We start from the raw sequence: 12,722 nt of genomic DNA, 5'->3' as shown, positions 1-12,722 counted from the left end.
TCGCGGGAACCGTCGGAGCCACCGGAGCCACCGGATGCGCCGGTACTGCCGTCTCCGTCGGAGGTATCGGATGCGCCGGTACTGCCGTCTCCGTCGGAGGTATCGGATGCGCCGGTACTGCCGTCTCCGTCGGAGGTATCGGATGCGCCGGTACTGCCGTCTCCGTCGGAGGTATCGGATGCGCCGGTACTGCCGTCTCCGTCGGAGGTATCGGATGCGCCGGTACCGCCGTCACCGTCGGAGGTATCGGAGGCACCGCAGCGGTCGGTTGTGCCGGTGCCGCCGTCTCTGTCGGACTCACGGGAGTCGCCGGAGCCGCCGGTCGCACCGACGCCACCGCGTCCACCGACGCCCCCTGTGCCACCGGTTCCGCCGGAGTCACCGTCTGCGGCGGTACCGCCAAAGCCGCCGGTCGCACCGACGCCCCCTGTGCCACCGGTTCCGCCGGAGTCGCCGCCTCCGGCGACCCCGCCGAAGCCGCCGGTCGCGCCGACGCCCCCGGTGCCACCGACGGCACCACGATCGCCGGTACCACCGCCGTCACCGGTTGCGCCGGAGTCGCCGGAGTCGCCGTCTCCGGCGGTACCGCCGAAGCCGCCGGTACGGCCGAAGCCGCCGGTTCCGCCGACGCCGTCGTCTCTGCCCGCGCCTCCGGGGTCAGCCGCGCCCCCGTCGCCGCCTCCGGGGTCAGCTGCGTCTCCGTCGCCCCCGCCTCCCGCGGGCGGGGTGGCCGGGTTCGGGCCCGCGCAGGAAGTTGCGTTCGGGCCGGCGGGGCGGGCCCCGGTGAGGCCGACCACAGGGCACGCCGATCCGGTGCGGGCCGTCGCCGTTGGGTTGCTCAATGTCAGTGGGCTCGGGCTGGGGTATGTGCTTGTGCGGCGTCGGGTGCTCGCGTTGCTGTGTGTTGCCGGTACGGCCGGTCTGCTCACCCTCGCGCTGCCCGCCGAACCGGACGGGGTGCCGTCGTGGGCGTTGATCGGGTACGGGGTGCTGCTGCTCGGCGCGGTGGTGGACGGTGCGCGGCGGGGACTGCGGGCGCCCGCAACTGCCGTACAGGTCAAGTCGATTGTGGCGATCGTGCTCGGTGTCGCGCTGCTCGCCGTGCCCGCCGGGGGCGCCGTCGCGTACGGCAGTCTGCGCGACGACGCCGTCGAGGAGATGCTGCTCGACCGGCTCGACAGCGCCGACGCCCTCGTCAAGAAGGCGTCGGGCCGCGACTTCGCCGAGGCGCGCGCCGACTACCGCACCGCCCTCGGCCGGTATCGCGACCTCGCCGCGGACCACCCGGACTCCAGGGCGGCGCACCGCGTGCACGACAGCCTCGACGCCTACTACAAGGCGGTGTCCGCGCCGTACGCCGACGGCGACCACTGCGCCGCCGTCGCGCCCCTCGAACACCTGCGGACGGTGCCCGGCACCATCGACCGCGCCGTCCTCGGCTCCCTCGCGACCTGGCCCGACAAACCCCTCGCCGTCTCACTCCTCAAGTGCGGTACGGGAAAGCTCGGCACCGCCGAGTCCGACGGCAAGGGCGGCGAACTGGGCCAACTCCTGCGTACGTTCCCCGAGTCGACGCAGGCGGCCCAGGTGGAGCCCGCCCTGCGCGCGGCCGTCGAACGGCGCGCCGGCGAGCTGAAGGGCGCCGACCCGTGCGCCGCCACCCGTGCGCTGCGCCGCATCGACGACACCGCGAAGAGCCTGCCCGCTCCGACGCCCGCGCACCTGCGCGGCGCAGTCGCGACGGCCGTGGAGGACGGGACGTACGCCTGCGGCATCGACCAGTTCAAGGACAAGAAGTTCGGCGCGGCGCACACGTCACTGACCGACTTCGCGGGCACGTACAAGAGCGACAAGCGGCGGGCCCGCGCCCAACAGGTCGCCATCGCCGCCGAGATCGCCCAACTGCGCCCCGCCGCGGGCGCCGGGCTGCCGCCGAAGGGCGCGCCGGGCGGCTCCCGCATGGAGATGGTGATCAGCAACGACGGGCCCGACCCCGTCGAGGTCCTCTACACCGGCCCGGTCACCGGCCGGATCACCATCCCCGCCTGCGCGTCCTGCAAGACGTATCCGACCGAGGCGGCGGGCCGCGCCAAGGCGTGCGGCGCGAACGGCAAGAGCTACCCGAAGAGGACGCTGCGGCTGCCCGCCGGCACGTACCACTTCCTGCACAAGCCGGGCGGCCGCGACGCGACGGCGAGCGGCCGCGCCGACGGCGGCAGCGTCCAGCCGGGATACAGCTACACACAGTGCAGTTACGTCGTGCGCGACGAACTGGGGGCGCAGCTATAGCTGGAGCTACAGCGCGAAGTAGCGCACCCAGATGTACGCGGCGCAGATCGCGACGGTGACGGCCGTGACGACGAGGCCGTACTTGGTGAACTGCCAGAAGGAGATGGGCTGCCGGTTGCGCTCGGCGATGCCGAGGACGACGACGTTGGCGCTGGCGCCGATGGCCGTGGCGTTGCCGCCGAGGTCGGCGCCGAGCGCGAGGGCCCACCACAGGACGTGGTCGGATGCACCGCCCATCTGATGGACGAGGTCGGCGGTGATGGGCGCCATCGTGGCGACAGCGTCCAGCCGGGATACAGCTACACACAGTGCAGTTACGTCGTGCGCGACGAACTGGGGGCGCAGCTATAGCTGGAGCTACAGCGCGAAGTAGCGCACCCAGATGTACGCGGCGCAGATCGCGACGGTGACGGCCGTGACGACGAGGCCGTACTTGGTGAACTGCCAGAAGGAGATGGGCTGCCGGTTGCGCTCGGCGATGCCGAGGACGACGACGTTGGCGCTGGCGCCGATGGCCGTGGCGTTGCCGCCGAGGTCGGCGCCGAGCGCGAGGGCCCACCACAGGACGTGGTCGGATGCACCGCCCATCTGATGGACGAGGTCGGCGGTGATGGGCGCCATCGTGGCGACGTACGGGATGTTGTCGACGACCCCGGACAGCACGGCCGAGCCGCCCAACAGCACCATGGACCCGCTGAGTTCGTTGCCTCCGATCAGCCCCGCGAGGCCCTTCGAGACCTCGCCGATGACCCCGGTCTCGATGAGCCCGCCGATCATCACGAACAGTCCGGCGAAGAAGGCGAGGGTGGGCCATTCGACCTCGGCGAGCACCTCGCCGGTCTCGACGCTGGAGACGGCGACGAGGACACCGGCGCCGAGCAGCGCGACGACGCTGGGCGCGTAGTGCAGCAAGGGCTGCAGGACGAATCCCGCGACGACCAGGGCGAGGACGATCAGCCCCTGGACGAGCAGGCGCGGATTCTTGATGGCCGCTCGCTCCTCCAGCACCATGACCGCGGCCGCGCGCTCCTCGTCGTAGACGAAGTCCTTGCGGAACATGAACCGGCACAGCAGCACCAGAACGACAGTCAACAGGGCGGACAGCGGCGCGAGATGGACCAGGAAGTCGTTGAACGTCAGGCCCGCGCGACTGGCGATGATGATGTTCGGCGGGTCGCCGACGAGGGTCGCGGTGCCGCCGATGTTGGAGGCGAAGACCTCGGCGATGAGGAACGGCGCGGCGGACAGCCGGAGGCGTTCACAGATCAGCAGCGTCACCGGCGCGATGAGCAGCACCGTCGTCACATTGTCGAGCAACGCGGACGCCAGGGCCGTGATCACGACGAGCATCACCATGACGCGGAACGGTTTCGCCCGCGCCCGTTTGACCGCCCAGATCGCCAAGTACTCGAACAGGCCGGTCTTCTTGAGCACACCGACGATCATCATCATGCCCGCCAGCAGGAAGATGACGTTCCAGTCGATGCCGGATTCGGTCGAGTAGAAGGCCGAGGCGTCGTCGGTCGCGCCGATCGCGAGCATCAGCCCCGCACCGCCGAGCGCGGCGGCGACCCGGTGGATCTTCTCGCTGATGATGAGGGCGTAGGCGCCGACGAAGACGGCGATCGCCGCCCAGCTGTGCCAGTCGTTCACGATGCTCCGATCACTGCTCCGATCAATGGACGGGCCGTGAGCGGACACCCCACAGCACATCGCCGACCAGACTTCCCGGCACACCGCCGGGAACCATACACGTTCTTAACGCGATGACCTGCGGCGGCCGCCATGCCAAGGACGACGGCCGACCCGCCGCGCGCACACGTTCCGTGACTCACCCGACCGGCCGAAGCGGCCCTGCCGGGGCAGGGCCGCTGTGGGTCTACTGCTGATGAGTGGCGGGCCGGCCCCGCCGACACATTCCAGGGACGAGGTGGCCGGGATGGCAGTCCAGACAGTCCACGCGCGCGACGCGGCGAGCGCCGCCCAGGCAAAGGCGCCGCCGACGCCGCAGCCGGCGGAACGCACCGACCCCGACCTGCTCATCGCCGCGTCGGTGCTGCTCGCCGACGCGGCGCTCGCCGCCCGCCGCACCGGCGCCGAGCTGACCGCGGCGGGAACCAGCTGGCGGGTCGGGTTGAAGGCGCTGCGCCGACCGGACTGGGCGTTCGGCGCCGCCCTGTCGGCCGCCCGCGCGGTGACGAACCCGGCCGGGCTCGGCTTCGCCGTCAACGGCGGCATCGTCGGCGAGACCGTCCGCTCCCTGGGCGCCGTCGCCCGCCGCAGGCCCGCCGCCGTGGCGATGGCCGTCGACGCGTTCGCGCTGCGCATCGAGGCCGCCGCCCGCGAGCACCCGAACCTGATGGAGCCGCTCGCCAAGCGCCTCACCGACGCGGTGATCGCGGGCCGCAGGTTCGAAGCGCTGCGCGCCGCACGGGAATTGGTCTCCCTGCTCGGCGTCACCCGCACCCTCACCACGTTCACCCCCGTGATGATGGAACTGCTCGCCCTCCAAGGGCTCCTCGACGAGAACCCGGCCAACGACGACTTCTCCTGGGTCACCCTGGCCGGAGGCGTCCCCGGCACCGACCCGTTCCTCGGCCTGCCTGCCGGGTTCATCCGGCGTCTCAACCCGGGCCCCGGCCGCGCCGAACGCGTCGAGCCCGACGCGATGCTCTCCCGCGTCCTGACCCGCTCCGGCAACGACATCGTCCGCTACATCGACGACATCTCCGTGCTCGGCAACCACGGCCTGGCCCTGCTGCGCCGCATCGACTGCGCCGACGGCGCGCGGCGGCACGTCCTGATGCTGCCCGGCACCAGCTTCGGCCGCATGCGCAACGGCACCCCGCAGGACCTCGTCGGCGCGTTCGACGGCGCGCTGCGCACCGACACCACGTACACCCGCGCGGTCAAGGACCTGCTGGTGAGGGCGGGCGTGCCCATCGGGTCCGAGCTGATGATCGTCGGCCACAGCCTCGGCGGGATCACCGCCATGAACCTCGCCTGCGACCTCGACATCGTGTCGACGTACCGGCTCACGCATGTGATCACCGTCGGCTCGCCCATCGACAACAAGTGCCCGCTCGACCCCGCGGTCCAGGTGGTCAGCCTCGTCAACAAGCACGACGTGATCCCCGGGCTCGACGGGCGCGGGCCCGCCTCCGCCCGCGACGTCCCCGCCAACTGGCTCGAACTCGCCTGGCTCGACGAGACGTACGACTACCCGCTCTCGCACGCCCCGCAGGCCTACGCCGACACCCTGAGCGGCGACGACCTGCCGCACCGCGCCCGCGTCAACGCGCTGATCACCGCGTACGACGGCGAGATCGTCGGCAACCAGCCGTACCAGCTGCTCGACAAGTGACGACAGCGAGGATCACGAGATGACGAGATCACGAGGAGTTCGGCGATGAACGCCATGAATGTCATGAACGTCGTGGACGCCGTGAACGGTGACACCACCAACGGTGACACCACCGTGCGTCGGCCGGCGACGGCCTGGCCCCTGGAGAGCTTTCTGGTCAATGCCGCGCTCGCGGCCCAGCGCGTCTCCTGGATCGACGCACCGGCCCGCGCCCTCGGCCTGCGGCCGTTCACCCGGCGGGAGTTGACCCGGCAGGCGCTCGGCCAGGTGCGGCGGTCCAGGTCGGGGCGGCCGGCGCGGGTGACCACGACGTTCGGCTCGTTCCTGATGCCGTTCTCCCGCGCGGACGCCGACGACCTGGTGCGGCGGGCGGCACAGGCGGGCGCGCTGGGCACCGTCACCGCCCTCGACGCCGAGGGCCGCCGCACGATCCCGACCCCGCACGCGGCGCCACCCCCGTCCGTCAATCCGGTGGCCGTGCGCTCCGCCGTCACCGAGGCGGCCGACGGGCTGCTCGCGGCGCGCCGGCCGGACGGCGTCTTCGACCGGGCCGCGTGGATCGCCGCCACTCGGCGGCTCGCCCGGCACCTCGTCCTCGGTGCCGAGGCCGCCGACGACACCCTCGTCAGCGAGATCATCGACGCCACGGCACGCTCCGCCGACCGCGCCGAACACGAGGCGCGAGGCGCCGCGTTGGGGCGGCGGATGGCGCCGTACGTGCGCGGGGACGGGGACACTTCTTCGGAGCGGGCGTATCTGGAGCACGCCCTTGAGCTCGTCACCCGGGCCCTCACCGACACGGCCGCGCAGGCCCTCGCGCTGATCGAGGAACAGCCGCCGGTGCCCGTGGGCGAGCGCGCGGAACGGAGCGTCGCCGAGGCGCTGCGCCGCGATCCACCGCTGCCCGCCACGATTCACGCGGTCGTCGAGCCGTTCCAGTGGGACGGCATGACGGTCGGGTCGAACACCGAAATCCTGTGCGCGACCGCGTGGTTGCGAGATCTGGACACGGACCTGGACACGGACCTGGACACGGCCGGTGCCCCGGAGGCCGAGGACCCCGCGATGTGCGCCGCCCGCGTCCCCTGCGCCGCGGCCGACCTCGGAGTGCTCGCCGCCACCGAGCTCGTCCGGGCCCTCGCCGAGCGGGCGGCGGACGCGGACGTCGCCACGGACATGCGCGAGGAGCCGGGCGGACCCGGTCCCGCCATGGGCGCGGACCCCGCCCACTACGCCGCGCTCGCCTCCGCCGGGGCCCGCCGCCTGGAGGAGCACGCGCGGCGCCTCGCCGACTGCGCACGGCAGTCCGGCTGGAACCGCGACGCCTTCGGGGAGCGGTGCCGGATGACCCTGCTCGCGCACGCGGAGCGCTGCGCCACGGCCGCCGCCGACGCCCGCAGGGCCGCGGACTGGCTCGCCAACTGACCCTCACCGTAAGGGTGTTGGGCTACCAGAAGGGTGTCGTCCGGCGTCCGCGGTCCCGGTCCACCATCGACTGCACCGTGAACCACGCCTCGTCGCACAGGCTCCGCGCCGCTGCCGAGCGTCCCGCGTACGCGGCGTCGGCGGCCGGCGCGGGGATCGGCTCGCCGATCGTGACGAACCACTTCGCCGGGAGCGGCACCGGTGTGGTCACGGGAAAGTAGGGCAGCCCGAACCGCCGGGCGAGCGCCCCGATCTCGCCGAGCTTCGGGAACGTCTCCTCCGCCCCCACGATGGACACCGGGACGACCGGCGCCCCGGTGAGCACCGCGGTGGCGGCGAAGCCGGGGTTGAAGGGGCGCAGCCGGTAGCGCGCGGAGAAGTCCTTGCCGACGCCCGCCATACCCTCGGGGAACACCGCGACCAGGCCGCCCCGCGTGAGCCGGTCGCGGCCGAGCGTCGGGTCGTCGCAGAAGACACCGTGCCGGCGCGCGTACGCGGCGAGCGCCGGCAGCCGGAAGACGAGTTTGTCCGCGTAGAAGTGCACCGGCCGGGGCAGCTCGCGCCGCAGGATCTTGCTCAGGACGAAGCCGTCGAAGCCCCAGGCGCCGGAGTGATTGGCCGTCAGGATCGCGGGGCCCGTCGCCGGGATGTGCTCGATGCCCGACAGTTCGACGCGGAGATAGCCGTCGGCCAGCCAGCCGAGGACGTCGTCCACGTTGGTCTCAAGGTTGCTCACAAGGTCCCACTTTGTGCTGAAAAGAAGCGAGCGCAAGGCTAAGGGTCCTATTGGGGTGGTTTGTGTAAGTCATGAACACCCCCGCAACCTCAAAGCCCCCCGCCGCTCCTGAGATCCCCGCCACCCCCGAGCTGATCACCGGCATGCTCGTCGACAAGTTCGAGGTCGACCGCGCCGCCGTCACGCCGGGCGCGCTCATGGCCGACCTGCTCGTCGACTCGCTGATGGCCGTGGAGCTGTCCGTCACGCTCAAGGACGAGCTCGGCGTCGCCGTCACCGAGGACGAGCTGAGCGCACTGACCTTCGCCGAGTTCAGCTCCCGCGTCGACGCGCGGCGCGGCCGGTGAGCGCCGTCCTCGTGACCGGGCTCGGCCTGGTCACCGCGGCGGGCCGGGACGCCGACAGCACCTGGGCCGCCGTCCGGGCCGGGCGCTCCACCGCCTGCCCCGACCCCACGCTCGCGGCCGCCGGGCTCCCGGTGACCCTGAGCTGCCGCGTCGCAGGCGCCGGCGAACTGCCCGCACGGCCGCGGGGCGTCACGCACCTCGATCCCGCCGCGCGGATGGCGCTGACCGCCGTCGGCGAGGCGCTCGACCGGGCCAAGCTGGACCCCGCCGAGTGGGACGGCTCGCGCGTCGCCGTGGTCACCGGCTCCTCCATGGCCGGCGAGCAGACCCGGCTGACCGCGCAGGAGCGGTTCGCGAGCGGCGGGGCGGGCAGCGTCTCCGCGTACTTCCTCACCGGCTTCCTGCCCAACATGGTGTGCGCGACCCTCGCGCTGCACCTCGGTGTCACCGGCCCCACCCTCCCCGTCGTGACGGCGTGCGCGGCGGGCAGCACCGCGCTCGGCGCCGCGCGGCAGTTGCTGACCTCCGGGCAGTGCGACATCGCCGTGGTGTGCGGCGTGGACGCGACGGTGCTGCCGCTGTTCGTGGCCGGGTTCGCCCAGCTCGGGGCGCTGTCCGACCGCCGCTCCTGTCCCTTCGACGCGGACCGCGACGGCTTCGTCATGGGGGAGGGCGCGGGCGCCCTGGTCCTGGAGCGCGCCGAGCACGCGGCCGCCCGCTCGGCGCCGCGCCTCGCGTCCTTCGTCGGCTACGGCACCAGCACCGACGCCCACCACCTCGTCGCCCCGCACCCCGAGGCCCGCGAGGCCGAACGGGCCGTGCGGGCCGCCCTCGCCGAAGCCGGTGCGGCGCCCGGTGATGTCGACCACATCAACGCGCACGGCACCTCGACCCCGCGCGGCGACGCCATGGAGGCCACCCTGTTCGCCCGCCTCTTCCCGCACCGGCCGCCCGTCACCTCCGCGAAGGGCGCCCTCGGGCACACGCTCGGCGCGGCGGGCGTGATCGAGGCTGCGCTCACGGTCCTGGCGCTGCGCGACGACGTGGTGCCGCCCACCGCCGGACTCACCGAACTCGACCCGGCGCTCGACATCGACGCCGTATCCGGAGCCGCCCGGGAGCGGTCCACGACCCTCGCGCTCAGCACCTCCTTCGGCTTCGGAGGACACAACGCAGCAGTTCTCTTGACCCCTGCTTGACCTGCGTAAAACCCTTCGTAAACCCCCTCTTGAACCCGTCGCACGACCCCCGATGGAGCACCTATAAAAGGGGGTTACACTCACTTGCTCGATACAAGCAACTGAATGAACGGGAAGGCGGGACATGGACAAGGGGACGGTCCATGACCGTGAAGCAGTGGACGACTACCCGGTGACGGGAAGCTCGAGTGCCGAGGACGCAGGGGCGGGTCTCGGCACGCAGTTGGTGCGGTTCTCGAGGCTGCTGACTGCCTACCGGCAGAAGGCCAGGCTCGAGAGCCGGTCCGGCGAACGTGTCCTGCTGGCCAAGCTGGTGCGCGACGGCGAACGCCGCGCCACCGACCTGGCCGCCGCGACCTTTCTCGACCTGTCGACGGTCAGTCGGCAGGTGCGGGCGATGGTCGACAAGGGACTCGTCGAACGGCGTCCGGACCCGGAGGACCGGCGGGGTGCGCTGCTGCGCGCCACCGCCGCCGGGAAGGCCGTGTTCGAGGAGTACCGGCGCCAGCGCGACGCGGGTTTCGCCCGCCTCCTCGGGTCCTGGCCCGAGGAGGACCGGTACCAGCTGATCCGGCTGCTCTCCCGCCTCAATGACGACCTGGAAGAGTTTGAATACGCGCGCCCCGGGCCCGGGAAAGTACCCGGGCCCGGTGGCGAGCAGGGAGCAACGCAAGAATGACTGAGGCCGTGTCCGCGTCCCGCGGAGACACCGCTGCCCGAGCAATATCCACCCCTCAACCGACCCCCTCGTCCGGTGGCCTGAGCCACCGGCAGATCCTGACCATCCTCAGCGGCCTGATGCTGGGCATGTTCCTGGCCGCGCTCGACCAGACCATCGTCTCCACCTCGATCCGCACCATCGCGGACGACCTCGACGGACTGAGCCAGCAGGCCTGGGCGACGACGGCGTACCTGATCACCTCGACGATCGCCACGCCGCTCTACGGCAAGCTGTCCGACCTGCACGGCCGCAAGCCGTACTTCCTCGCGGCGATCACGATCTTCATCGTCGGGTCCGCGCTGTGCACCTTCTCGACGTCGATGCCGGAACTCGCCGCGTTCCGCGCGGTGCAGGGCATCGGCGCCGGTGGTCTGATGTCGCTCGCGCTCGCGATCATCGGCGACATCGTGCCGCCGCGTGAACGGGCCCGATACCAGGGCTACATGCTCGCCACGTTCGCCACGTCCAGCGTCGCGGGGCCGCTCATCGGCGGCGCCCTCGCCGGTCAGGCCACCATCCTCGGCGTCACCGGCTGGCGCTGGGTGTTCCTGGTGAACGTGCCGATCGCCATCGTCGCGCTGTTCGTCGTCGCGAAGGTGCTCAACATCCCGCACGTCCGCCGGGACCGGAAGATCGACTGGTGGGGCGCGTTCACCATCGCGCTCGGTGTCGTCCCGCTGCTGCTCGTCGCCGAACAGGGCCGCGAGTGGGGCTGGGGCTCGACGGGCTCGATCGTCTGCTACGTCCTCGGCGGCGTCGGCATCGTCTCGTGGATCCTCGTGGAGCGCCGGGTCGGCGACGACGCGCTCATCCCGATGCGGCTGTTCCGCAACGCCATCTTCAGCAAGACCAGCTTCCTGTCCGTGCTGATCGGCGCGGGCATGTTCGGCGGCATGCTGATGATCCCGCAGTACCTCCAGATCGTGAAGGGCGCGAGCCCCACCAAGTCCGGTCTCGAGATGCTGCCGCTGATGGCCGGCATGATGATCGCGTCGATCATCTCCGGCCAGATCACCGGGAAGACCGGTCGCTACAAGATCTTCCCGACCCTCGGCACCCTCTTCATGGTGGCGGCGCTGCTGCTCTTCCACTTCAAGGTCGAGTGGGACACCCCGCTGTGGGAGACCATGCTCTACATGGGCCTCTTCGGGCTCGGCCTGGGCTGCTGCATGCAGACGCTGGTGCTCGCGGTGCAGAACGCGGTGCCGCCGCAGGACATGGGCGTGGCGACGGCGTCGTCCACGTTCTTCCGGCAGATGGGCGCCACCGCCGGTACGGCGATCTTCCTCTCGGTGCTGTTCTCGAACGTCGGCGACAAGATCGGCGACGCCTTCAAGTCGGCCGCGAAGACGCACGACTTCCAGGCCGCGCTGCACGACCCGTCGGTCATCCACGACCCGGCCAACAAGCCGGTCTTCGACATGCTCAAGGGCTCCGGCGGGGGCGGCAGCGGTGTGCTGAGCGACTCCTCGTTCATCCAGCACCTCGACCCGCGTCTCGCGGAGCCGTTCAAGCAGGGCTTCGCCGACGCGATGCACGTGGTGTTCCTGATCGCGGCGGGCGTCATCGTCCTCGCGTTCCTGATGGTCCTGTGGACCAAGGAGGTTCCGCTGCGCAAGATGTCGGGCCTCCAGGCGCGCGAGGCGGCGGAGCGGGGCGAGACGGAAGCGGCCCCGGAGGCCGCGCCCGTCGAGGCCCCCACGCGGACCGCACCGGCGGACTTGCCCCCGGTGGACGCCTCCGCGGGCATCAAGGGCTACGCCCGCGAACGCGACGGCTCGCCGCTCGTGGGCGCGGTCGTCACCCTGATCGACCTCAGGGGCGGACAACTCGGCCGTACGACGACGGGCCCCGACGGCGCGTACCTGCTCGCGGCTCCTGCCGGTGGCACGTACGTCCTGATCGGTTCCGCGGGCTCCCGGCAGCCGCAGGCCACGACGCTGACGGTCGGCGAGGACTTCCTCGACTTCGACCTGATGCTGGCCGGGGCGGCGGGCCTGACCGGCACCGTCGTCACGGCGGCGGACGAACTCCCGGTGCCCGGCGCGCTGGTGATCGCCACCGACGTACGCGGTGAGGTCATCGCCTCCGGCGCCGCCGACGCCCAGGGCGCCTTCGCCTTCGGCGACCTGGCGCCCGGCAACTACACCCTCGCCGTGAGCGCGGAGGGCCACCGGCCCACCGCCCTCCCGGTCGAGGTCGCCGGCGGCGGCCCCAACCGCTGCGAGGTCCGCCTCGTCCCGGGCGCCCGCGTCCATGGCGTGGTCCGCGACGCGTCCGGCACTCCGCTGAACGACGCCCGCGTCACCCTCCTCGACGCGGCGGGCAACACGGTCGGCACGGCCGTCACGGGCATCGACGGCGCCTACGCCTTCGACGACCTCGACGCCGGCCAGTACACCGTCGTCGCCAGCGGCTACGCCCCGCAGGCACTCCCGCTGTCCCTCAACGGCAACGGCAGGAACGACGCGGACGTGGAGCTGAGCCACTGACGCGCTGAGGTGGTTCACGGCGGAGGCCGTGGCACGACTCCCGGGTGACCGGGGGCCGGGCCACGGCCTCCGCTCTTGCGGCCCGAGGGAACCGCAACGGGCCCTCCCTCCACGACACTTCGGGCCGCGACGAAGCCACGGCCTCCTAG

Annotated in this window: 10 protein-coding genes; 7 read left to right on the top strand and 3 right to left on the bottom strand. The window is 72.1% G+C overall.

Annotated features, from left to right (window positions below; genetic code table 11):
- Positions 1-783: 783 nt before the first annotated feature.
- The gene (locus ACP4E5_RS12835; protein WP_425828110.1) at positions 784-2,289 is read left to right on the top strand and encodes a hypothetical protein; all 1,506 of its coding nucleotides are present in this window, start codon (positions 784-786) and stop codon (positions 2,287-2,289) included.
- Positions 2,290-2,295: 6 nt separating this feature from the next.
- On the opposite strand, the gene ACP4E5_RS12830 is transcribed toward ACP4E5_RS12835, so the two are convergent.
- Together ACP4E5_RS12830 and ACP4E5_RS12825 are read right to left on the bottom strand one after the other, a co-directional pair.
- On the bottom strand, positions 2,296-2,634 hold the full coding sequence (locus ACP4E5_RS12830; RefSeq protein ID WP_425841261.1) for an SLC13 family permease: 339 nt from the start codon (positions 2,632-2,634) through the stop codon (positions 2,296-2,298).
- Between the two features lie 12 nt (positions 2,635-2,646).
- Positions 2,647-3,942, bottom strand: coding sequence for an ArsB/NhaD family transporter (locus ACP4E5_RS12825; protein ID WP_425828108.1), 1,296 nt, complete (start codon positions 3,940-3,942; stop codon positions 2,647-2,649).
- A gap of 286 nt (positions 3,943-4,228) precedes the next feature.
- On the opposite strand from ACP4E5_RS12825, the gene ACP4E5_RS12820 reads away from it, so the two are divergent.
- Together ACP4E5_RS12820 and ACP4E5_RS12815 are read left to right on the top strand one after the other, a co-directional pair.
- The gene (locus tag ACP4E5_RS12820; RefSeq protein WP_425828106.1) at positions 4,229-5,653 is read left to right on the top strand and encodes a lipase family protein; all 1,425 of its coding nucleotides are present in this window, start codon (positions 4,229-4,231) and stop codon (positions 5,651-5,653) included.
- Between the two features lie 45 nt (positions 5,654-5,698).
- Positions 5,699-7,078 carry a DEAD/DEAH box helicase gene (locus ACP4E5_RS12815; protein WP_425828104.1) on the top strand — a complete coding sequence of 460 codons (1,380 nt, stop codon included), beginning with the start codon at positions 5,699-5,701 and terminating at the stop codon, positions 7,076-7,078.
- A 22-nt stretch (positions 7,079-7,100) separates the two neighbouring features.
- Here ACP4E5_RS12815 and ACP4E5_RS12810 read toward each other — a convergent pair whose 3' ends face one another.
- Positions 7,101-7,814 (bottom strand): 1-acyl-sn-glycerol-3-phosphate acyltransferase, encoded by a 714-nt coding sequence (locus ACP4E5_RS12810; RefSeq protein WP_425828102.1) that lies wholly within the window; start codon positions 7,812-7,814, stop codon positions 7,101-7,103.
- Positions 7,815-7,885: 71 nt separating this feature from the next.
- On the opposite strand from ACP4E5_RS12810, the gene ACP4E5_RS12805 reads away from it, so the two are divergent.
- The 4 genes from ACP4E5_RS12805 to ACP4E5_RS12790 all read left to right on the top strand — a co-directional run bounded on the left by ACP4E5_RS12805 (position 7,886) and on the right by ACP4E5_RS12790 (position 12,573).
- Entirely contained in the window at positions 7,886-8,161 is a 276-nt protein-coding gene (locus tag ACP4E5_RS12805) for an acyl carrier protein (RefSeq protein WP_425828101.1), read from the top strand.
- The gene (locus ACP4E5_RS12800) at positions 8,158-9,360 is read left to right on the top strand and encodes a beta-ketoacyl-[acyl-carrier-protein] synthase family protein (RefSeq protein ID WP_425828099.1); all 1,203 of its coding nucleotides are present in this window, start codon (positions 8,158-8,160) and stop codon (positions 9,358-9,360) included. Before ACP4E5_RS12805 ends, ACP4E5_RS12800 begins: the two co-directional genes overlap by 4 nt.
- A gap of 124 nt (positions 9,361-9,484) precedes the next feature.
- The gene (locus tag ACP4E5_RS12795) at positions 9,485-10,039 is read left to right on the top strand and encodes a MarR family winged helix-turn-helix transcriptional regulator (protein WP_425828097.1); all 555 of its coding nucleotides are present in this window, start codon (positions 9,485-9,487) and stop codon (positions 10,037-10,039) included.
- A 119-nt stretch (positions 10,040-10,158) separates the two neighbouring features.
- Positions 10,159-12,573: an MFS transporter gene (locus tag ACP4E5_RS12790; protein ID WP_425828095.1), complete on the top strand. Its 2,415-nt coding sequence runs from the start codon at positions 10,159-10,161 to the stop codon at positions 12,571-12,573.
- Positions 12,574-12,722 lie beyond the last annotated feature (149 nt).

The sequence above is a fragment of the Streptomyces fractus genome (assembly GCF_049844455.1).
Taxonomy (GTDB): Bacteria; Actinomycetota; Actinomycetes; order Streptomycetales; family Streptomycetaceae; genus Streptomyces; species Streptomyces fractus.
Note: the sequence above shows the minus strand (reverse complement) of the source record. Positions and strands in the feature narration are given on the sequence as shown.